19 protein-coding genes are annotated in these 20,649 nt (G+C 66.1%); 6 read left to right on the top strand and 13 right to left on the bottom strand.

Annotated elements, in window-relative coordinates:
• Positions 1–58: 58 nt before the first annotated feature.
• Both ACFWPK_RS08045 and ACFWPK_RS08040 read left to right on the top strand, forming a co-directional pair.
• Positions 59–766: a response regulator transcription factor gene (locus ACFWPK_RS08045; protein ID WP_378913843.1), complete on the top strand. Its 708-nt coding sequence runs from the start codon at positions 59–61 to the stop codon at positions 764–766.
• The gene (locus ACFWPK_RS08040) at positions 763–2,199 is read left to right on the top strand and encodes a sensor histidine kinase (protein WP_378913842.1); all 1,437 of its coding nucleotides are present in this window, start codon (positions 763–765) and stop codon (positions 2,197–2,199) included. Before ACFWPK_RS08045 ends, ACFWPK_RS08040 begins: the two co-directional genes overlap by 4 nt.
• On the opposite strand, the gene ACFWPK_RS08035 is transcribed toward ACFWPK_RS08040, so the two are convergent.
• The 12 genes from ACFWPK_RS08035 to ACFWPK_RS07980 all read right to left on the bottom strand — a co-directional run bounded on the left by ACFWPK_RS08035 (position 2,186) and on the right by ACFWPK_RS07980 (position 13,683).
• Complete coding sequence (locus tag ACFWPK_RS08035; RefSeq protein ID WP_378913841.1) at positions 2,186–2,671, bottom strand: h domain protein; 486 nt, start codon at positions 2,669–2,671, stop codon at positions 2,186–2,188. The two genes, ACFWPK_RS08040 and ACFWPK_RS08035, sit on opposite strands and share 14 nt — an antisense overlap.
• Positions 2,668–3,423, bottom strand: coding sequence for a hypothetical protein (locus tag ACFWPK_RS08030; RefSeq protein ID WP_378913840.1), 756 nt, complete (start codon positions 3,421–3,423; stop codon positions 2,668–2,670). The genes ACFWPK_RS08035 and ACFWPK_RS08030 overlap by 4 nt, the downstream gene beginning before the upstream one ends.
• Entirely contained in the window at positions 3,420–4,823 is a 1,404-nt protein-coding gene (locus ACFWPK_RS08025) for an MCE family protein (protein WP_378913839.1), read from the bottom strand. Before ACFWPK_RS08025 ends, ACFWPK_RS08030 begins: the two co-directional genes overlap by 4 nt.
• On the bottom strand, positions 4,820–6,046 hold the full coding sequence (locus ACFWPK_RS08020; RefSeq protein ID WP_378913838.1) for an MCE family protein: 1,227 nt from the start codon (positions 6,044–6,046) through the stop codon (positions 4,820–4,822). The genes ACFWPK_RS08025 and ACFWPK_RS08020 overlap by 4 nt, the downstream gene beginning before the upstream one ends.
• On the bottom strand, positions 6,043–7,314 hold the full coding sequence (locus tag ACFWPK_RS08015; RefSeq protein ID WP_378913837.1) for an MCE family protein: 1,272 nt from the start codon (positions 7,312–7,314) through the stop codon (positions 6,043–6,045). The genes ACFWPK_RS08020 and ACFWPK_RS08015 overlap by 4 nt, the downstream gene beginning before the upstream one ends.
• Positions 7,311–8,378 (bottom strand): MCE family protein, encoded by a 1,068-nt coding sequence (locus ACFWPK_RS08010; RefSeq protein WP_378913836.1) that lies wholly within the window; start codon positions 8,376–8,378, stop codon positions 7,311–7,313. Before ACFWPK_RS08010 ends, ACFWPK_RS08015 begins: the two co-directional genes overlap by 4 nt.
• Positions 8,371–9,399: an MCE family protein gene (locus ACFWPK_RS08005; RefSeq protein WP_378913835.1), complete on the bottom strand. Its 1,029-nt coding sequence runs from the start codon at positions 9,397–9,399 to the stop codon at positions 8,371–8,373. Before ACFWPK_RS08005 ends, ACFWPK_RS08010 begins: the two co-directional genes overlap by 8 nt.
• On the bottom strand, positions 9,396–10,598 hold the full coding sequence (locus ACFWPK_RS08000) for an MCE family protein (protein ID WP_378913834.1): 1,203 nt from the start codon (positions 10,596–10,598) through the stop codon (positions 9,396–9,398). The genes ACFWPK_RS08005 and ACFWPK_RS08000 overlap by 4 nt, the downstream gene beginning before the upstream one ends.
• A gap of 4 nt (positions 10,599–10,602) precedes the next feature.
• Positions 10,603–11,454, bottom strand: a complete 852-nt coding sequence (locus tag ACFWPK_RS07995) for an MlaE family ABC transporter permease (RefSeq protein ID WP_378913833.1) — start codon at positions 11,452–11,454, stop codon at positions 10,603–10,605.
• Between the two features lie 4 nt (positions 11,455–11,458).
• Positions 11,459–12,223, bottom strand: coding sequence for an MlaE family ABC transporter permease (locus tag ACFWPK_RS07990; RefSeq protein WP_378913832.1), 765 nt, complete (start codon positions 12,221–12,223; stop codon positions 11,459–11,461).
• 325 nt (positions 12,224–12,548) lie between these two features.
• Positions 12,549–13,451, bottom strand: coding sequence for a 3-oxoacyl-ACP reductase (locus ACFWPK_RS07985; protein WP_378913831.1), 903 nt, complete (start codon positions 13,449–13,451; stop codon positions 12,549–12,551).
• A 43-nt stretch (positions 13,452–13,494) separates the two neighbouring features.
• Entirely contained in the window at positions 13,495–13,683 is a 189-nt protein-coding gene (locus tag ACFWPK_RS07980; protein WP_378913830.1) for a ferredoxin, read from the bottom strand.
• 175 nt (positions 13,684–13,858) lie between these two features.
• On the opposite strand from ACFWPK_RS07980, the gene ACFWPK_RS07975 reads away from it, so the two are divergent.
• From ACFWPK_RS07975 to ACFWPK_RS07960, 4 genes are read left to right on the top strand one after another with little or no spacing between them, the layout of a single operon-like run.
• Positions 13,859–15,052, top strand: a complete 1,194-nt coding sequence (locus tag ACFWPK_RS07975) for an acyl-CoA dehydrogenase family protein (protein WP_378913829.1) — start codon at positions 13,859–13,861, stop codon at positions 15,050–15,052.
• Positions 15,053–15,074: 22 nt separating this feature from the next.
• Entirely contained in the window at positions 15,075–16,172 is a 1,098-nt protein-coding gene (locus tag ACFWPK_RS07970) for an acyl-CoA dehydrogenase family protein (protein ID WP_378913828.1), read from the top strand.
• 52 nt (positions 16,173–16,224) lie between these two features.
• Positions 16,225–16,464, top strand: coding sequence for a type II toxin-antitoxin system Phd/YefM family antitoxin (locus ACFWPK_RS07965; protein ID WP_378913827.1), 240 nt, complete (start codon positions 16,225–16,227; stop codon positions 16,462–16,464).
• On the top strand, positions 16,461–16,850 hold the full coding sequence (locus ACFWPK_RS07960) for a type II toxin-antitoxin system death-on-curing family toxin (RefSeq protein ID WP_378913826.1): 390 nt from the start codon (positions 16,461–16,463) through the stop codon (positions 16,848–16,850). Before ACFWPK_RS07965 ends, ACFWPK_RS07960 begins: the two co-directional genes overlap by 4 nt.
• A 208-nt stretch (positions 16,851–17,058) precedes the next feature.
• Here the strand turns inward: ACFWPK_RS07960 and dnaE are convergent, their stop codons facing one another.
• On the bottom strand, positions 17,059–20,589 hold the full coding sequence (gene dnaE, locus ACFWPK_RS07955; protein WP_378914049.1) for a DNA polymerase III subunit alpha: 3,531 nt from the start codon (positions 20,587–20,589) through the stop codon (positions 17,059–17,061).
• Positions 20,590–20,649: the final 60 nt, after the last annotated feature.

Below are 20,649 nucleotides of genomic sequence, written 5' to 3'. Positions count from 1 at the left end.
CAGCGACCTCACAGCGTCGGTCCAGCCACTTCCCAGCGGGGTGGTGGAGCATAGGGGCATGAGTGGTGGTGTGCCCGAAGCGCGGGTGCTCGTGGTCGACGATGAACCGATGATCGTCGAACTGCTGGCGGTGAGCTTGCGCTACCAGGGGTTCGAGGTGGCGACGGCGGCCGACGGTGCCGAGGCGCTCGACCGGGCGCGCACGTTCCGGCCGCAGGCGCTGATCGTCGACGTGATGATGCCCGGCATGGACGGCTTCGGCCTGCTGCGCCGGCTACGCGCCGACGGGATCGACGCACCGGTGCTGTTCCTGACCGCGCGCGACGACGTGGACGACAAGATCACCGGGCTCACCCTCGGCGCCGACGACTACGTCACCAAGCCGTTCAGCCTGGAGGAAGTGGTGGCGCGGCTGCGGGTGATCCTGCGTCGCGCCGGCCACGCCGAACCGGCGAAGGCGAGCACCCGGCTGCGCTTCGCCGACATCGAACTCGACGACGACACGCACGAGGTGTGGAAGGCGGGCGAACCGGTTGCGTTGTCGCCCACCGAGTTCACGCTGCTGCGCTATTTCATGGTGAACGCGGGCAGCGTGCTGAGCAAACCTCGCATCCTCGATCACGTCTGGCGCTACGACTTCGGCGGCGAGGTAGGCGTGGTGGAGACCTATGTGTCGTATCTGCGCAAGAAGGTCGACACCGGTGAGCAGCGGCTGATCCACACGTTGCGTGGGGTCGGCTATGTGATGCGTGAGCCGACCCGGTGAGCAGACTCCCCCTGCGGGTGACGTTGGTGCTGATGCTGGTCGCGTTGGCCGGATTCGGTTTGGTCGCTTCGAGTTTCGTGGTGACAAAGGCGATGGAGAACTCGCTGCAGAACCGCACCGATCAGCAGTTGCGGGACGCGGCGATGGAATGGGAGCGCAGGGTCGGGCTGCCCGCGCCGAATCTGCCCCCGCCCTCCTCGGAGTCCGGTCAGCCACCCGGTCGCTATTTCGTGACGGCCCAGAGCACGGACGGCACCCGAAAGGTGCTTCTCGACAACGTCTTCGGTACCGACGCCCAGCCAGATCTCCCCGATCCTCCTGCACGTCAGCCGGTCACGGTCGGCTCGCTGGACGGCTCGGACGATCAGTGGCGGGTGGTGACCGTCGATGGCCATCGCGCGACGGCGACGGTCGCGTGGCCGCTGGCCGAGAACATCGAGACGGTACGCAGACTCGTTGTGCTGCAACTGATCGTCGGCGCGATTGTGCTGCTCGCCTTGGCCATCGCGGCCTATTTCGTGGTGCGCGGCAGCCTGCGCCCGCTGCACCGGGTGGAAGCGACAGCGGCGGCGATCGCGGGCGGCGAGCTACATCATCGAATCCCGGTGCACGGCAATGCCACCGAGGTCGACCGGTTGTCCCGTTCGCTGAACAGCATGCTGACCCAGATCCAGCAGGCCTTCGCCGCGACCGAGGCCTCCGAGACCGCCGCGCGCGCGTCCGAGGCGAAGATGCGTCGTTTCGTCGCCGATGCCAGCCACGAACTACGCACACCCCTCACCACCATCCGCGGCTTCGCCGAGCTGTACCGCCAAGGCGCGACCACCGACCCCGCGATGTTCATGAACCGCATCGAACACGAGGCACAACGCATGGGCCTGCTGGTGGAAGACCTGCTCATGCTGGCCCGCCTCGACGCTCAACGCCCCGTCGAACTCGGCCCGGTGGACCTGCTGGCGATAGCGGGCGACGCCGTCCACAGCGCCCGCGCGGTCGAAGCCGCCGCAGGACAACACCGGCCGATCACCCTCGACATCGCCGAAGGCACCGGCACCCTGGAAATCCTCGGCGACGAACATCGCCTGCGCCAGGTCCTCACCAACCTGCTCGACAACGCACGCACCCACACCCCCGACTGCACCTCGATCACCGTCCGCCTGACCCCCTCGACCGACGAAGTCCAGGTCGAGGTCGTCGACACCGGCCCAGGACTCACCGCCGAGGAAACAGACCACGTCTTCGAACGCTTCTACCGCGCGGACATCTCCCGCACCCGGCGCGCGGACAACAGAAGCGGCAGTGGGCTCGGCCTTTCCATCGTGGCCGCGCTCGTCGCCGCGCACGGCGGCACCGTGCGCGTGGAATCCACCCCGGGCGGCGGCGCTACCTTCGTGGTGCGCCTCCCCCGCGACGAACAGTTCAGACCGGCGTGACCTGAGCCACCAGCCAGCGGTTGTCGGCCTTCTCCAGTGACACCCGGACCCGGCTGCCCGAGGTGGCGCCATCCGGCGAATCCTTGCTGGTGGTCAGCTGATTCAGGTACAGCAGCACGACTGCCTTCTCCGGATCCGCCGACACCACGCCCTCGGCCTGGGTGGTGGCCTTGACGGTGAGCTGCTTCTCCTTGGCGCCCGGCGCGATGGCCTGCTCGATCAGCTTCAGGTACTCGGCCCGGAACGATTCGGTGAGATTGTCGGCAGCCTTAGGCAATTCGGTGTCGACGGTCGCGGGCTCGTAGGTGAACATCGCGCTCACCGTGCGGCTGGCGGTGCTCATCGCGTCGGTACGCGCCTGCTCGGTCTTGTCCTGTTGCCAGAGCTGAAACCCGCTGACGCCCAAGACGATGGCGGCGATCAAACCAGCTGCCGCGAGGGCGCCGAAGACGATCTTGATTCGGTTGCTCATCCCACGAACTCCACTTTCGACACGGTCATTCCGGTGTCGCCCTTCGACACAGTGATCCGGAATCGGTACTGCCGCGCCTGCGGCTCGGCCGAACCGGTATTGCTCACCGTCTGCTTGGCGGCGACCAGCACCTTCGCCGAATTCTCGTCGACGGACTCGATCCCCGACTCGACGACCTCGCCGCTGGAGACCACCTTCGCCTGCTTCACCACATCCATGAACGGATCGACGCGACCGTCGAACTCGGACTTGAACTCCCCCGAGGCCACCGCCAGGATCCGTTCGATGTCCTCCTTGGCGGAGTCGGCGCGAATGGTGGTCAGGTTGATGACCGCCTGACGCGCGGTCTGGGTGTACTGCGCGCGCAGATCCTCGTCCTGACTCCCCGACCGTGCCGCGAGCGCGGCGAACGTGGCACCGACGACCAGCGCCAACACCAGCACCGCGGCGGCGGCGAGCCCGATGATCTGCCCGAGCTTCGTCAGCTTCGCGTCTTCTTCGTCGAGCTCGGCCGAATCATCGTCGGCGTCCTCGTCCACCACTGCCTCGTCCACCACCGCGGACTTCGTCAGCTCGACGGTAGCCGCGACCACCGTGGCATCCTCGTCCGAAGCCACCTCGGCATCGACCACCTCGGCCGATTCAACCGCACCCCCGTCGACAGTCACGTCGACGACCTGCACATCCTCCGCCGGCGGACCCGCCGACCTGCCTGCCCGCCGACGCGGACGGCCGTTGTTGCTCTCACTCATCTCTGCTGCTCCTCCAACATCGCCTGCCAGCTGGCCGGGACAGTGCCCGAACCATCGGAGGCGATATCACCTTGGCGGTACATGCGTCCGTCCGGGCCGAGATAGCTGCCCGTGGACGGATCATAGGGGCGCGCGGCGGCGGGGGTGACTCCGCCGGTGGACGCGCCGGTGGGGGCCGAAGCCGGGGCTACCGGCTGCGGCGCGCCGAACGCTGGGTTGGTGCCTTCCGGCACGTACCCGGTCCGGCACAGTTCGGGAGTAGGCGCCCGGACGCCGGGATATTCCATGCACGGCGAGTTGCGGATACCGCGCACTTCGATCGGAGAATCCTGAGCCACCTTGCAGTACAGCCCCGGGGGGGTGTCGATCGGGGTGAAGTCGCTCGGCGAACGCCGCTGGTCGGGGGGCAGGAAGCCGGTGGTGCAGGCGGGCGGGTCGTTGATCACGGTCATGAAGTTGACCATCGCGCCGTACCTGGTCGGTCCGCGCAAGATGGTCCTGAAGGCCGCGATCATCGGCGGGAAAACAACCAGAAGCTGTTCGATACCAGCGTGATACGTCACCCCGACCTGGCCGAGACCCACCAGATTGCTCGCCAGCAGCGGCAGCGTCGGACGCAGACTCTGGAATTGCTCGTTCACCTTCTGCATCGCGGAAGGACTGTTGTGCAACAGGTTTCGCAACGACGGATCGTGCTCGCGGAGCTGATCGGTGACGGTAGCGAGATCTGTTGTCCAGGAACGGATATTGGCATCGGACTCGATCTGGGTGTCCAGCAGCGGACCGATCTGATCGAGCAGTTTCTTGGTCGGTTCCACATCGGTCTCGGCTTGCTGCACCAGCAGCGACGCCGAGTCGATGAACCGCTGCAGATCAGGGCCCGCGCCGTTGAAGGCCAGGAACGCTTCGTCGATCACCTGGCGCAGGCGAGTGTCGGCGACCGTCGCCAGCAGTTTGTCGGCCTGGTCGAGCATCGAACCGACGTCTTGGGGCAGCTTGGTGCGCTGTACCGGGATCACCGAGCCGTCGTGCAGATCGCCGGAGCTGGAGTTGGGCTCGGGCACCAGGTCGACATACTGCTCACCGATCGCCGAAACACTGCGAACCCAGGCGATCGAGTCCGACGGCACCTTGTAATCACTGTCGATCGACAGATCGGCCTCTACCCCGGCCGCGGTGAGGCGGACCGCCTCCACCTTGCCGATGTTGGTGCCGCGGTAGGAGACATTCGCGGTCGGGTACAGCCCGCCGGTGGCGGCGAGCTGGACCGTCACACCGTAGCGGCCGATACCGAACATCGCGGGTATCTGGATGTACGTCCCGCCCATCACGACGAGACCGATCACGGTGAGGACTGAGAAGATCGCGAGCTGAACGCGAACGAACCTGGTGAGCTTCATCGACCCGCTCCTTCCTGGCCGGGCAGCGGCACGGTGATTCCGGGAATGGCGGGCAGACCGGGGATCGACGGTAGTCCGGGCAGTGTCGGCGTCGGTGCCGCAGTGGGCGCGGGCGTCTCCGGGACCTTGGTCGGGTCGCCGGCGTCGGTCGCGGAAGAAGGCGCGAAGGTACCGAGCACCCCCTCGACACCACCGAAGCGACCCCCGAGCGGAGTGCCGGTGAGCCAGTTGGTGTCCAGTCGCCTACCGGTCAGGTCGAAGGTGATGAAGAGGTTCAGGTAGTCGCCCTTGATCGCTTTGCCGATGTTGCGCATCGGGAACGGGAACGTCGGCAGCATGCCCATCGACGCGATGAGGTTGGTGCCGGTGTTCGCCAGGGTTTCCAGCACCGGGCCGAGGCTGGCCAGGTTGGCCTTCAGGTCGTCGCCGCTGGTCTGGATGATCCGCTCGGTGACATCGCTGAGCTCGCCCAGCGCGGTGACCGCCCTGGTGATGTTGGCGGTGCGGTCGGCGAGCGCCGTCAGTGCCGGGTGGATCTCATCGATCGCACGGGCGAGCACGTCCTTCTGGTCGCCGAGGTTGCCCGCGAGCCGGTCGAGGCCCTCCATCGCGGCGATGATGCTGCCGGTCTGCTTGTCCAGACCGGTGACCAGCTGGTCGAGCTGCGGCAGCAGGTCGGCGATCTCGGCCTCGCGGCCGTTGAGCGCCGCGTTCATCTCCCTGGTGATGGTCTCGAGCTGAGCGATGCCGCCGCCGTTGAGTACGACCGACAGCGAGGACAGCACCTGCTCGGTGGTCGGGTAGGCTCCGGCCCGCTCCAGCGGGATCACGTCGTTGTTGCGCAGCTGACCCTGGGCGGGTGTGTTGGTAGGCGCGGACAGCTCGACGTGATTGCTGCCGAGGAGGCTCGTCTGGCCGATCTTGGCGATCGCGTTGGCGGGTAGTCTCACCTCGGGATTCAGTGACACCGTGACCAGCGCGTGCCAGCCCTCGACATCGATTCCGGTGACATTGCCGACCTCGACATCGTCCACCCGCACCGGCGAATTCCGGGTCAGGGTGGTGACATTGGGCATCTGGATCCGCACGGTGTACGAGCCGGGGCCGGTGCCCTCGGAGCCGGGCATGGGTAGGGAGTTCAGTCCGTCCCACTGACAGCCGGTCACGCCGAGTGTCACCGCGACGCCCACCGCCAGCCCGGCGAACATTCGTTGGGGCCTCATCGTTGTCCTCCTGGAACCGCAAGTCCGGCGAGACCGTTCGGCACAGCGATCGGAGCCGTCGCCTCGGGCACCAGACTGCGATCCACCTGCGCCTCCACACTCGGCGGGCTGTACGTCAGCTGGCCTGGCAGGGCCGTCGTGCCGATGACCGGGTTGAGCATGATCGGCGCGTAGTTCATCGCCAGCGAGCTGATCACCGGGGCCAGGAATTCCGCGCACAGATCCGCCGACCGGTCCGAGTCGCTGTCCTCGATCGCCCGGATGGAACCGCAGAGGAAACTCAAAGGGTCTGCCGTATTGTTCAGTGTCACAGCGCCGCTGAGCGCACCCTGGGCCGGCTGGTAGATCTGGTAGAAGTTCACCAGCGCGGTCGGCGCGGAATGCAGCAGCCGTTCGATCTCCGGCCGCTTGTCGACCAACGTCTGGGTGACATCGGCGAGTCGTTCGACACCGTCGGTGAGTTCGGCGCCGCTGCCCTCGAGGAAGCGCTTCACGTCGGCGAGCGCCACATCCAGGCTGTCCAGGCCCGCACCGAGTTCCTCCGACGCACCGGCGAGCACCGAGGCCACCGAGGCCAGGCGGCCGCCGAACTGCACGATCTGCTCGTTGCTCGCCGAGAGCACCTCGACGAACTTCTGCAGGTTGCGGATGGTGCCGAAGAGGTCGGTTCGCCCGTCGGACAACGTATTCAGCGTCGCCGACAGTTCACGCAGGGTGTCACGGAACTTCTGGCCGTTGCCGTCGAGGTTGTTCGCGGCGGTGTCGACGAAGCGCCCGAAGGAACCCTGCTCGTCGTCCCCGACCGGCCCGAGAGCCGTTGCGAGATTGGTCAATTCGGCCTTGATATCGTCCCACTCCACTGGCACCGCGGTGCGCTCGATCGGAATCTGCGCACCGTCGGCCAGCTTCGGGCCACCGTCGTAGGCGGGCGCCAGCTGGATGAACCGGGCCGACACCAGCGAGGGCGCGATCAGCACGGCGCGTGCGTCCGCGGGCAGGTCGATGCCGCTGTCGACGGACATCCGCACCTGCACCCGACCTTCGCCGGGCTCGATCGCGTCGATCCTGCCGATCGTCACGCCCAGCATCCGCACCTCGTCACCCGCGTACAGGCCGGTGGTCGACACGAAGGCGGCGGTGATCTTGGTCTTCCCGATGCCGAGGCTGAAGTAGACCCCGACCGCGACCAGTGCGACGATCACCACCACAGCGACCGCGAGCGTCCAACGTGGCACGCCACGAACTTTCGATGCCGATAAAATGCTCATCGCGGCGGATCCTCCTCGGACGGGATGATGGCCGGCAGGTCCGGTTTGGTGAAAATGTCGATCACGTCCTGCGGCAGGTGCTCAGGCCAGACCAGCGCGTCGACCAGCGGGCGCAGCCCGGTACTCGTCGCGTTCACCACGTAGGCGTTGAACCACGGACCGCTGCCGACCTGCTCGCCCAGCGCCGAGGCGTAGGGGCCGATGTTCTCGAGCGCTTGCGTCAGGTTCTGCTTGTTGCGCTGCAACAGGCCGAGTACCGAATTGAGCCGGTCCAGTGTCGGTTTCATCTGCGCCTCGTTGTCGGCGACCAGCCCGGAGAGCTGCTTGGCGACCGAGTCGACGTAGACGATGAGCTGGTTGATGGCGGCGCGACGGTTGTCGAGTTCGCCGAGCAGGTTGTTGCCGTCGAGCAGTAGCACGTTGAGCTGCGAACTACGGTCGGCCAGGATCTTGGTGACGTTCTGCGCCCGGCCGAGCAGATCGGTCAGCGCCTGGTCGCGCGTATTGATGCTGCGCGAGAGTGCGCTGACGCCGTCGAGGGCGTTGCGCAGCGGTCCCGGTGTGTCCGCGAAGGCGGCCGAGAGCGTGTCCAGGGTCTTGTCGACCTGATCCAGATCGAGATCGCGGACGGTCGCGCCGAGATCGCTGAGCGCCTCGTTGAGCGAGTACGGCGACGTGGTCCGGTCGAGCGGGATGGTGTCGGAAGTACGCAGCGCGCCCTGTCCGGTCGGCACCACATCCAGGGACTTGCGACCGAGGACCGTGTTGGTCTTGATCGCGGCGGATGTCTTCTGGCCCAGCACGATCGACTCGTCGAGGGTGAACTTCACCAGCACCTTGGGACCATCGAGCGACACCTCGCCGACTTCACCGGAACGCACGCCGGCCACATGCACCGGGTCGCCCGGCACCAACCCGCCCGCGTCGACGAAGAATGCCGTGTAGGTCGCGCCGGAGCGGATGAACGGCAACTTGGTGAATTGCAGCGTGGCGAGCGAGATCGTCACCACCAGCACAATGCCGACGATGCCGATGGTGACCGCCGATGACTTCTTCTCACTCATTGGGCGCACACCTTCCGGTCGCCTGTCGAGCCGGCAACTTCACTTCCATGATCTGACCGTCCGGGCCGTCGACCAGCATGGTGGTGCCGCAGATGTACAGCTGCAGGAACGAGCCGTAAGAGCCGACGCGGATGAGTTGTTTGTAGGTCTCCGGCAGCTTCTCGAGCACCCATTGGAGGTCGTCGGAGCCGTTGTCGAGGTTGGTGGCCAGCCTCCCGGTCTGCTCGATGGTGTTGCGCAGGTCGGGGCGGGCGGTGGTCAGCAGGTCGTTGAGTTCCTTTGTCGCACCGGCGATTCGGGGTAATGCGGCGCCGATCGGGTCGCGTTCGGCGGCCAATCCGCTGACCATGCGCTGCAATTCTTCGATCGTGGTGGCGAACTGTTCGTCGCGATCGTCGATGGTGGCCAGCACCGTGTTCAGGTTGTCGATCACGCTGCCGATCAGGGCATCGCGGTCGGCGAGGGTCTTGGCGAAGCTGCCGCCGCTGTTGAGCAGCGAGACCAGCGTGCCGCCCTGGCCCTGGAAGATCTGCAGCAGCGCCGAGGTCAGGTCGTTGACCTGACCTGGGTCCAGGCCACGCAGCAGCGGCTTGAACCCGCCGAGCAGCAGGTCCAGGTCCAGCGCGGGCGTGGTCTGCTCCTTGCCGATGGTGGCGCCGTCGGGCAGCTCGCGGGCAGAGCCCGGACCCTCCTTCAGCTCCAGATACCGGTCACCGACCAGGTTCTCGTACTTGATCGCCAGGCGGGTGCTCGAAAGCACCGAGTACTTGGTGTCCACGTCGAACTCGACGTGTGCGAGATCGTCGTCACCGACCTTCACCGAGGTCACCGATCCCACCGGCACGCCCGCGATGCGCACCTTCGACCCGGGCAACATGCCCGAGGAGCTGGTGAACACCGCCTTGTAGCCGTTCTCGCTGGAGAATCGCGCCTGACTCAGCACGATCGCCAAGCCGGCGAACACCAACGTCATCACCACGGTGAAGATCGCGAGCTTGACCGTCGTCGCCGTATTCTTCACCGTGTCACTCCCGGCAGTCCCTCCAGCAAGAGCTGGAAAACCTTTGGTGCGCTGTTCAATTCGGGCGGCGCGGTACGCGGCGTGAACGGCGCGCCCTGGCTGGTATCGGTCACCACATAGTTCGAGTGGCTGTCCGGCACCCGGTCGATCACGCCCTCACAGTGCGGCCCACCGGTGGCGTTCACCTTGGGCAGATCCTCGGGGTAGCTGTAGGGCTTCTGTCCAGGCATGAACGAGGCATGCATGCCGACACCCGGCACCACGCCGCCGAATACTTCATCGGCCAACGGCATGAGCGGGCCGATTCCATCGATGAGGCAGCTCAACGCAGGCGCGTATTCGAACAGCAGGCTGGTCGTCGGCCGCAGCAGGTCGAGCGCGGTGACAAGGTTGGATTCGTTCTCCCGCAACACCGAACCCGTGGTGTCGGAAAGTCCGATCACGTTCACCAGCACATCGTCGAGCTGCGCTTGCAACTCCGACAGTGTCTTCGCGGTGACCGTGGCGTTGTCCACGGTGCGCAACAGTGCGCCGGAAGCATCGGCATAGATGTCGGACACCTGGGATGTCTTGTCCAGATCCTGTTGCAGCGTGGGCAGATACGGGTTGATCTCGCGCAGGTAGCGGTCCGAGCTCACCAGCAGTTCACCCAGCTTGTCGCCGCGGCCCTGCAATGCGGTGCCGAGCGCGGCGAGTGTGGCATTGAGCTTCTCCGGTTCCACCTGGGCGAGCACATCGGACAGGTGCTGGAACAACGTGTTGAACTCCACCGTCACGGCGCTGGCCGCGACCGTGGCACCCGGCTTCAGCGAGTTCGACGCAGGCTGTTCGGGGACAATGAAATTCACGTACTTGGCGCCGAACACCGTGGTCGAACGAATGTCGACACCCGCGTTCGCCGGCACCAGCTTCAACTGATCGGGGTCGACCTCGAGCAGGATCTGTGCACCGTCGTCGCGCAGGTTGATCTCGGCGACCCGGCCGATCTCGACGCCGCGCACCCTCACCTTGGCGTCAGGGTCGAGCACGAGGCCGGCGCGGGGCGCGTCGACCAGCACCTTCGCGGTGGTGGTGAACGCACCTTGGAAGAGGGCGAACGCGAAGGCCGCGAGCCCTACGAGCAAGCCGACCATCGTGAGCGCGGCGAGCTTGCGCCCGAGCCCGCCCTGCAATGCGGCAACGAATCGTGAAGTGTCCATCACGCTATCCCGAGAGGTGGAAGTTGCCGGAGGTGCCGTAGATGGCCAGCGAGATCAGCAGCGTCACAGTGACGACCGCGATCAGCGACGAGCGCACCGCGTTACCGACCGCGATGCCGACGCCGACCGGACCACCAGCGGCGTGGAACCCGTAGTAGGTGTGGATCAGCATCACGGCCATTGCCATCATGATCGCCTGCCCGAACGACCACAGGATGTCGCTCGGGATGAGGAAGGTCGTGAAGTAGTGGTCGTAGACGCCTGCCGACTGGCCGTAGATCACGACGGTCGAGATCCGGCTGGCGATGAACGAGGCGATCACCGCCAGTGCGTAGAGCGGCACGATCGCGATCATGCCCGCCAGCACCCTGGTGCCGACCAGGAACGGAATCGGCCGAATCGCCATCGATTCCAGCGCGTCGATCTCCTCGGCCACGCGCATCGCGCCCAGCTGTGCGGTCGCGCCTGCGCCGATAGTGGCGGCCAGGCCGATACCGGAGATCACCGGTGCCGCGATGCGCACATTGATCAGCGCGGCGAAGAAGCCGGTCAGGGCCTCGATACCGATATTGCCGAGCGAGCTGTAGCCCTGCACTGCGATGGTGCTGCCTGCCATAAAGGTCAGGAAGCCGACGATCACCACGGTGCCGCCGATCACGGCCAAGGCGCCACTGCCCATGCTGATCTCGGCGATGAGCCGGATGGTTTCGGTGCGGTAGTGCACCAGCGCACGCGGCACCGAGCCGAGCGCCTTGATGAAGAAGATCGCCTGATCGCCCAGGGAATCCAGCGATTTCGACATCCGGTCGAAACGACGGACCGTGCGCGGGAACTTGCTGCGAACTATGAATGCCATCGTGTCACCGCACCGTGAATTTCAGGCCGATCGCGGTGACAACGACATTCACCACGAACAGCGCCATGAATGCGAAAACCACTGTTTGGTTGACCGCGTCACCGACGCTCTTGGGTCCACCCTTGACCTGGAGTCCGAGATAGCAGGCGACCATTCCAGCGATCAGGCCGAACAACCCTGCCTTGATTTCGGAGAGGATCAGCTCGGGAAAACTTGTGAGCAGTGGAATGCCGTTGACGAACGCGCCGGGGTTCACGCCCTGGAGGAAGACCGAGAACGCGAAACCGCCGGCGATGCCGATGGTGCACACCAGGCTGTTGAGCATCAGCGCCACGAACATCGAGGCGAACACGCGCGGCACGACCAGTCGGCTGACCGGGTCGATGCCGAGCACCTTCATCGCGTCGATCTCTTCGCGAATCGTGCGTGCGCCCAGGTCGGCACAGATCGCGGTGGCGCCCGCGCCCGCCACGATCAGCACCGTGACGATCGGCCCGACCTGGGTGACGGCGCCGAACGCGGCGGCCGCACCACTGAGGTCGGCGGCACCGACCTCGCGCAGCAGGATGTTGAGGGTGAAAACCACGAGCACCGTGAACGGGATGGCGACCAGCACGGTCGGCACGATCGAGACGCGGGCGACGAACCAGGCCTGGTCGATGAATTCGCGCCATTGGAACGGCTTTCGGACGGTGGCGCGTGCCACCTCCGCGCCGAGTTCGAAGAATCCGCCGACCGCCCGCAATGGGACAGCAAGGAGGTTGTTCATACCGATTCCTCCTCGATCGACGGGCGGACCGCAATGTCCGCGTACCCGTACTGCACTGCCACCCCGATCTGAAGACTGCCCAAAGACTAGAACATGTTCCTGCCAATGTCTGCCATTTTCGTAGACTCAGAACAGGACTTTTTCTGGAAATTCGCTGTCAAAACTGAAACGGATACTTATTCGAATCCGGCCACGCTCCTGTGAGGCGCCACACACCCCGACGGTCATGTCTACCAAGACCTGGACTTGTGATCAACACGACAGGCGAGACAAAACCGGCGAGGTGCGCGACGGCCAACATCGGGCAAACCGCGGATCGGGCTGATCAGCCCAGATCGCGGAGGTCGCGCGCGGAAAAAGTGTGGTCGGCGGGGCGGTCCGCGAAGTAGCCACCGAGGGTGGCGGCGAGGTCGGCCTCGGACCATTCGGCACCCGCGGCATCGAAGCGCTGCTCGACTGTCGGTGCCGCCATCAGCGCCACCATCGGGCCGTAGACAACGAACACCTGGCCGTTGACCGCGTCGGCGGCGGGCGAGGCGAGGTAGGCGACGAGCTTGGCGACATGTTCGGGCGCCAGCGGGTCGACGGCGCCGTCGGGCGCTTCGGCGAAGACCGCTTCGGTCATCGCGGTCCTGGCCCGGGGGCAGATCGCGTTGGCGCGCACGCCGTACCTGGACAGCACGCGCGACGCGGTCAGCGTGAGGGCGGTAATGCCGGCCTTGGCCGCGCCGTAGTTGGCCTGGCCCTCCGGTCCGAGCAGGCCCGCCTCCGAGGAGGTGTTGACCAGCCGGCCGTAGACCGGCGCGCCCGCAGCCTTGGACGCCGCGCGCCAGTAGGCGGCCGCGTTGCGGGTGAGCAGGAAGTGTCCGCGCAGGTGGACCGCGATCACCGCGTCCCAGTCCTCGTCGGACATGTTGAACAGCATGCGGTCGCGGGTGATGCCCGCGTTGTTGACGACGATGTCGAGCCCGCCCAGCGATTCCTGCGCGGTCGAGACGAGCGCGTCGGCTGTCGAGCGCTCGGCGATGGAGCCGCCGACGAATTCCGCCTTGCCACCGAGCTCGCGGATCGCGGCGATGGTCTCGGCCGCCGCGTCCTCGGTCAGGTCGTTGACGACCACCGCCGCACCGGCCGCCGCCAGCGCGAGAGCTTCGGCCCTGCCGAGCCCGGCGCCCGCGCCGGTCACGATAGCGACCCGGCCCTCCAATGAAATCTGCGTCACACTCATTGCGCCGACTCTAGAACGTGTTCCACCATCCGACAAGCGCGGATCACGCCAGCCTCAGCGCGGCCTTGGGGCACTGCGCCACGGATTCCTCCGCGTCAGCGAGGCGATCGGGGGCGACATCGCCCTCGATGACGGTCAACTGATCGTCGTCATCGAGTTCGAACATGTCAGGGGCGATTCCGACACAGACGCCGTTCGCTTCGCACCGGTCGAAATCGACGATGATCTTCATGAGAACTTCCTTCCAGATGGTCATGGCGACACTAACCCGAACAGCCTGGTCCGCGGCGCAGAATCACCCTCAATACTGGAACATGTTCCAGTTAATGTGCAATGATCGATTTCGGCGGGGCTCATTCCCTGCGCCCCGCCACCCGCCCGTTCAGCTCGACATCGAGGTAGGAAGCATGCGCGTCGCGTATACGCCGGAGCAAGAGGAATTGCGCGCCGAGCTGCGCGAATATTTCGCGAAGCTGATGACACCGGAACGCCGCGCGGCGCTGAGCATGACGACCGGCGAATACGGCTCCGGCAACGTCTACCGCGAGGTCGTGCGCGAGATGGGCCGCGACGGCTGGCTCACCCTGAGCTGGCCCAAGGAGTACGGCGGCCAGGACCGCACCACGGTGGATCAGCTGATCTTCGTCGAGGAAGCGGCCATCGCGGGCGCGCCCGTCCCGTTCCTCACGCTCAACTCGGTCGCGCCGACCATCATGCAGTACGGCACCGAGGAGCAGAAGAAGTTCTTCCTGCCCAAGATCGCCTCCGGTGAACTGCACTTCGCCATCGGCTACTCCGAGCCGGGAGCCGGTACCGACCTGGCCTCGCTGCGGACCGCCGCGGTGCGCGACGGCGACGACTTCGTCATCAACGGCCAGAAGATGTGGACCAGCCTCATCGCCTACGCCGACTACATCTGGCTCGCCGTGCGTACCGATCCGACCGCCAAGAAGCACAAGGGCATCACGATGCTCATCGTGCCGACCGACGCCGAAGGGTTCTCCTGGACGCCCGTGCACACGATGGCCGGGCCCGACACCAGCGCCACCTACTACCAGGACGTGCGGGTGCCCGCCTCGGCGATGGTCGGTCCGGAGAACGGCGGCTGGTCGCTGATCACCAACCAGCTCAATCACGAGCGCGTCGCCCTCACCTCGGCGGGTCCGCTGAGCCTCGCCGTCGCGCAGACCGTCGAGTGGGCCAAGGAAACCACCCTGTCCGGCGGCCTGCGGGTGATCGACCAGGAATGGGTGCGGCTCAACTTGGCTCGCGTGTACGCCAAGGTCGAATACCTCCAGCTGCTGAACTGGGAGATCGCCAGTCGCGCCGATCAGGGCGGCGAAGCGGCGCCCAAGCCGTGGGACGCGTCCGCGTGCAAGGTCTACGGCACCGAACTCGCCACCGAGACCTACCGCCTGCTGATGGAGGTCGTCGGCCCGCACGCCTACCTGCGCCAGGACTCCCCCGGCGCGCATATGCTCGGCCGGCTCGAGCGGATGCACCGCGCCGCGCTCATCCTCACCTTCGGCGGCGGCACCAACGAGGTGCAGCGCGACATCATCGCCATGACCGCCCTGCGCCAGCCCGCCTCCGCCCGCTGATCCCGAAAGCCGGTATCTCCCCATGGATTTCACTCCCACCGAAGCCCAGACCGATCTCGCCCGGCTGACCGGCGAGGTCTGCGCCAAGCTCGTCACCGCCGACCGCCTGCGTGAACTCGACACCGCCGGCCGCTTCGACTCCCAGCTCTGGAAGTCGCTCGCCGAGACCGGCGTGCTGGCCGCCGCGCTGCCGGAAGCACTGGGCGGCAGCGATTTCGGCATGCTCGAGCAGACCGCGATCCTGCGTGAACTCGGCCGCGTGGTCGCCGCGGTGCCCTACCTGTGGTCGATCGTCCTCGGCGCGGGCGCGCTGGCGAAGTTCGGCAATGCGGGCCAGCAGGAGCTGGCCGCGCGGGCGGGCGCGGGCGAGATCGTGCTGACCGCCGCGCTCGCCGAGGAACTGCGCGCCACCACCAGCGCGCCGGGGATCGTCGCCGAGGCCGCCGGTGCCGCATGGGCGCTGACCGGTACCGCGACCACCGTCGCCTGTGCCGACCGGGCCGAACGAATCCTCGTGCCCGCCATCACCTCCACCGGTGTCGGCGTCTTCGTGGTCGATCCGGAGCACGCTTCGGTCACCCGTACCGCCCAGCAGGTCGTCGACCTGAGTCCCGAGTTCGCCGTCGAGCTCGCGGCCACTCCGGGCGAGCTGCTCGGCACCATCGAGGCGGGCGCCGACATCCTCACCTGGTTGCGCGAACACGCCTGGCTCGGCCTGTCGGCCCTGCAACTGGGCACCCTGGAGCGCGCGCTCGAACTCACCGCCGAGCACACCCGCACCCGCGAACAGTTCGGCAAGCCGATCGGCTCGTTCCAGTCGGTGGCCCAGCGCCTGTCCGACGCCTACATCGACATCGGCGGCCTGCGCCTCACGGTCACCCAGGGCGCCTGGCGCCTCTCGGAAGACCTCCCCGCCGCAGAAGCCATCCACATCGCCAAGTTCTGGGCGGCCGAGGCGGGACACAAGGTCGCCCACACCGTCGTCCACGTCCACGGCGGCCTCGGCATCGACCGCGACCACATCACCCACAACTACTTCACCGCCGCCAAGCACAACGAATTCGCCCTCGGCGGAGCAACCCCCCACCTCCTCGCGTTGGGCGCGGAACTGGCGAGCTAACCCTTTGCCGACAGTTCGTACGAACTGTCGGCAAAGATGTACAATTCATGGCATGACTGCAGCCCCCTCGCCCGAGAACTGGGAGCTCCCGGTAAGTGAGGCCAGGGAGCGCCTCGCCGAAGTGATTGCGGCTGCCGAGGGCGGCACCGTCGTGCACTTGACCCGCCATGGCCGCCGCGTAGCGGCCGTGGTGCCGGACTCGATGGCCGAGACCGCAGACAGCCAAGTCCGCGCACTATCGCGACAATTCGCCGAGCGTCACAGGAGCCTGCTCGACAGGCTCGCCGAGTGAGCGAAGCGGAGATCTACTACCTCACTGTCGCCGACCTGCGAGCGATCGCCGAGGATGTGGCGGGGAAGTATGTCGTTCGCGACGCGGGCCTGCTCGCCTCGGCGGCCGCGCGACCGGCAACCACGGTGTTCAGCACCGACGCCTACCCCGGCATCTGGCAGAAGTCGGCAGCGCTCCTGCATTCGATCGCGGCCAATCATCCGCTCGTCGACGGAAATAAACGCCTTGCCATCGCAGGCGCGATCGTTTTCCTGGCCTACAACGGCATCGACACCAGCGCTCTCGACGAAGACCTCACCTACGACCTCATGATCGACGTGGCCAGTGGCATAGTCGACGATGTTCCCGAGATCGCATTCCGCCTCGCTTCCGCGTTGAAGCACTGACCATTGGCCTGGCTGAATCCCGGACGATTCCGATCGGCCGTATCCTGGCACGTTGCCGTTTTGCCTACAAGCGTTGGCAAACAAGCATTGACCAGGAGTCGAAAACGGCCGCCATCTCACTGCCCGCAGCCACCGCCATCCGCCTCCTCACCCGCATCCCCGCAATCCGCACCAACCTGGCCTACCAACTGGCAGAACTCGGCAACCGCTAACCCACCAGACAGCCGGGGCCGAAGATCGCTTTGAGCTCGCCCATCAGCGCCGGCGTACTGCTGATCCGGAAGCTGGGGTCGATCGAGTACTTCTTCGGGCCCTTGCTTCCGTGGAATTCGATGTGCAGTTCGGTGCCGCCGGGGTGGCGCCGCAGCGCTTCGCGTAGCGCTACGACATTGCTCTTCGTGCAGGCCTGGGTCGTGATCTTCAGGACGACCGGCACGCCGTGACCACTCATATCCGGGACGGTCAGGTCATCACCGAACAAGGAAGTCCGCCCGTCTCGCACGGTGATACGGGCGGTGACCAGAACAATGGCATCCTCGGTCAGCCTGGTGGCGACGGCCGCGTAGGGCGCGGGGAAGAACAGGACCTCAGAGCCCGCTTCGAGGTCCTCGATCTGCACGATCGCCCACGGCTCCCCCTTCTTGTTCACCCGCCGATCGATCGCGACGACGATGCCGCCGAGAACGACGGTACGGCCGTGCGGAATCCGGCCTTCTAGCACTGCGGTGATCGACGTGTCCGCGAGCGCGGCCAGCGTGTTCGCGACTCCGTCGAGCGGATGCCCGGAGACGTAGAGCCCGAGCATCTCCCGCTCGTAGGCCAGACGCTGCCGCTCGTCCCATTCTTGCTCGGGGACCGGTACAGCGAAGCTGCCGACCGACGTTTCAGCGGTCACGAAGAGATCGAATTGCCCTGCTGCAGCGGCCTTCTTGATTCCGACCACCGCATCGATCGCCTCCGAATGCACCTTGTACAGGCCCTGTCGACTGTGTCCAAGTGAGTCGAATGCCCCTGCTTTGACCAGTGATTCGACGACCTTCTTGGCGCAGGCCGCGATGTCGACCTTGTCCAGATAGTCGGAGAATCCCGTGAACGCGCCACCGGTCTCGCGCGCCCGGACTATCGCCGCGACCACCGGCGCACCCACATTGCGAACCGCTTCGAGCCCGTAGCGGATGTCGGTACCCACCGGAGAGAAGGTGGCAACTGATTCGTTGACGTCCGGTGGCAGCACCCGGATCCCGCGCTTGCGGCAATCAGCAAGGTAGATCGCTGTCTTGTCCTTGTCGTCACCGACCGAGGTCAGCAATGCCGCCATGAATTCCGCGGGATAGTTCGCCTTGAGATAAGCGGTCCAGTACATGATGAGGCTGTATCCGGCGGCGTGCGACTTGTTGTAGGCGTAACCGGCGAACGGCAGCACCGCCTCCCACAGCGCGGTGACGGCATCGTCGCCGTACCCGTTGCGGTGCATACCGTTACGGAAGTTCTCGAACTCCATCGCAAGCACTTCGGGCTTCTTCTTGCCCATGGCACGACGCAGCAGATCGGCCTGACCGAGGGTGTACCCGGCCACCCGCTGCGCGAGCTGCATGATCTGTTCCTGATAGACGATGAGTGCGTAGGTCTCGGACAGAATTTCTTGTAGCGCGCCGTCGAGCTCCGGATGGATCGGGGTGACGGCCTCGCGCCCGTTCTTACGATCGGCATAGGACCAGTGCGCGCCGACGCCCATCGGCCCCGGCCGGTACAGCGCGTTCGAGGCGACCAGGTCGTTGAATTCGGTCGGCGCCATCTTCAGCAGCAGTTCCCGCATCCCCGCCGAATCCAGCTGGAACACACCGAGGTTGTCGCCACGGGCGAGCATGGCGTACGCGGCCGGATCGTCGAGATCGAGAGTGTCCAGGTCGAGTTCGATGCCGCGGTTCGCGCGAATGTTGTCCAGGCTGTCGCCGATCACGGTGAGTGTGCGCAGGCCGAGGAAGTCCATCTTGAGCAGGCCGATGGCTTCGCACGACGGATAGTCCCACCCGGTGATGACGGCTCCGTCCTGCGGGCGCCGCCACAGCGGAACCACCCCCAGCAGCGGCTCGGACGACATGATCACCGCGCATGCGTGCACTCCGGCGCCTCGAACCATTCCCTCCAGCCCGACCGCCGTGTCGTAGATGGTGCGCACGTCCGGATCGGACTCGATCAGCGTGCGTACCTCGGCGGCCTCGCCGTAGCGCTCGTGGGCGGGATCCATGATCCCGGCAACGGGAATGTCCCTGGCCGCCACTGTCGGCGGCAGGGATTTCGTGATCCGGTCGGCGAGGGCGAATCCGGGCTGGCCGAACTGGACGCGGGCGGCATCCTTGATCGCAGCCTTCGTTTTGATGGTGCCGAAGGTGATCACTTGCGCGATCTTGTCGGCGCCCCAGCGCTGTGTGGCGTAGCGGATCATCTCGCCGCGCCGCCGGTCATCGAAGTCGATGTCGATATCGGGCGCGGACGGCCGCTCGGGGTTGAGGAAGCGTTCGAAGAGCAGCCCGTGCTCGATCGGATCGATATTGGTGATGGCAAGGGCGTAGGCAACGAGCGAACCGGCTGCTGATCCGCGCCCGGGTCCCACCCGGATACCGACCTCTCGCGCGTGCGCGACAAGGTCGCCGACGACCAGGAAATAGGCGGGAAATCCCTTGTCCCGGATGATATCCAGCTCGAATCGCGCACGGTCGCGGTAGCTGTCGGGGACACCGCCAGGGAACCGCCACCGCAGTCCGGCATCCACCTCGACGCGCAACCAGCTGTCCTGGTCGTGTCCGTCGGGGACCGGGAACACCGGCATCCGGTCCTGGAACGCCCACACCTCGTCGTACGGTTCGACGCGTTCGGCGATCGCGATCGTCGCATCGCACGCGCCAGGCACCTCGTCGTCCCACAGGGCGCGCATCTCGACGGCCGATTTCAGGTAGTAGCCGTCGCCGCCGAACCGGAAGCGGGTGGGGTCCGAGAGCGTCTTGCCGGTCTGCACGCACAGCATCGCCTCGTGCGCCGCGGACTGACCTCGCAGCACATAGTGGCAGTCGTTGGTCGCCAGCGGTGCGATGCCGGCCTTGGCCCCGATCGCGAGCAGGTCCTCGCGGACTCGGCGCTCGATGGCGAGGCCGTGGTCCATCAGTTCGAGGTAGAAGTTGCCGTGGCCGAAGATCTCACGCCAGGTTCCGGCGGCCTGATACGCCGCGTCGAACTGGCCGAGGCGCAATCGGGTCTGCACCTCTCCCGAAGGGCAGCCGGTAGTCGCGATGATTCCGTCGGCGTATTCGGCGATGAGCTCGGCGTCCATCCGCGGCCACTTGCCCAGCTGACCCTCGAACGAGGCGAGCGAGGACAGGGTGAACAGATTCCGCAGGCCGACGGCGTTCGCCGCGAGCATCGTCATGTGGACGTAGGCACCCGATCCCGACACGTCATCGGCCTTCTGCGACGGATCACCCCACCGCACCCGATCGGTCGACCGTCGCGAACCCGGCGCCACGTACGCCTCGATGCCGATGATGGGCTTGATACCGGACCGCTGCGCCTGCCGGAAGAAGTCGGATGCCCCGTACATGTTGCCGTGATCGGTCATCCCCACCGCGTGCATTCCGAGCCGTTGCGCCTCGGCGAACATCGGGCCGACCTTGGCCATCCCATCCAACATCGAGAACTCCGTATGGTTGTGCAGATGCACGAAGGAAGCTGAATCGCCCACCAGGAACCGCCTCACGCTGTCGACTGTCGCGCCGGCTCGTTACCCTCGGTACCGCTGTGGTCC

The sequence above is a fragment of the Nocardia sp. NPDC058519 genome, from assembly GCF_042719755.1.
GTDB lineage: Bacteria > Actinomycetota > Actinomycetes > Mycobacteriales > Mycobacteriaceae > Nocardia.
Note: the sequence above shows the minus strand (reverse complement) of the source record. Positions and strands in the feature narration are given on the sequence as shown.

Excerpts from the sequence above, each read along its gene's own strand:
- ACFWPK_RS08045 (WP_378913843.1), top strand. The coding sequence starts at position 59 with ATGAGTGGTGGTGTGCCCGAAGCGCGGGTGCTCGTGGTCGACGATGAA.
- ACFWPK_RS08035 (WP_378913841.1), bottom strand. The coding sequence starts at position 2,671 with ATGAGCAACCGAATCAAGATCGTCTTCGGCGCCCTCGCGGCAGCTGGT.
- ACFWPK_RS07990 (WP_378913832.1), bottom strand. The coding sequence starts at position 12,223 with ATGAACAACCTCCTTGCTGTCCCATTGCGGGCGGTCGGCGGATTCTTC.
- ACFWPK_RS07985 (WP_378913831.1), bottom strand. The coding sequence starts at position 13,451 with ATGAGTGTGACGCAGATTTCATTGGAGGGCCGGGTCGCTATCGTGACC.
- ACFWPK_RS08020 (WP_378913838.1), bottom strand. The coding sequence starts at position 6,046 with ATGAGGCCCCAACGAATGTTCGCCGGGCTGGCGGTGGGCGTCGCGGTG.
- ACFWPK_RS07970 (WP_378913828.1), top strand. The coding sequence starts at position 15,075 with ATGGATTTCACTCCCACCGAAGCCCAGACCGATCTCGCCCGGCTGACC.
- ACFWPK_RS08010 (WP_378913836.1), bottom strand. The coding sequence starts at position 8,378 with ATGAGTGAGAAGAAGTCATCGGCGGTCACCATCGGCATCGTCGGCATT.
- ACFWPK_RS07975 (WP_378913829.1), top strand. The coding sequence starts at position 13,859 with ATGCGCGTCGCGTATACGCCGGAGCAAGAGGAATTGCGCGCCGAGCTG.
- ACFWPK_RS08025 (WP_378913839.1), bottom strand. The coding sequence starts at position 4,823 with ATGAAGCTCACCAGGTTCGTTCGCGTTCAGCTCGCGATCTTCTCAGTC.
- ACFWPK_RS08000 (WP_378913834.1), bottom strand. The coding sequence starts at position 10,598 with ATGGACACTTCACGATTCGTTGCCGCATTGCAGGGCGGGCTCGGGCGC.
- ACFWPK_RS07995 (WP_378913833.1), bottom strand. The coding sequence starts at position 11,454 with ATGGCATTCATAGTTCGCAGCAAGTTCCCGCGCACGGTCCGTCGTTTC.
- ACFWPK_RS07965 (WP_378913827.1), top strand. The coding sequence starts at position 16,225 with ATGACTGCAGCCCCCTCGCCCGAGAACTGGGAGCTCCCGGTAAGTGAG.
- ACFWPK_RS08030 (WP_378913840.1), bottom strand. The coding sequence starts at position 3,423 with ATGAGTGAGAGCAACAACGGCCGTCCGCGTCGGCGGGCAGGCAGGTCG.
- ACFWPK_RS07980 (WP_378913830.1), bottom strand. The coding sequence starts at position 13,683 with ATGAAGATCATCGTCGATTTCGACCGGTGCGAAGCGAACGGCGTCTGT.
- ACFWPK_RS08015 (WP_378913837.1), bottom strand. The coding sequence starts at position 7,314 with ATGAGCATTTTATCGGCATCGAAAGTTCGTGGCGTGCCACGTTGGACG.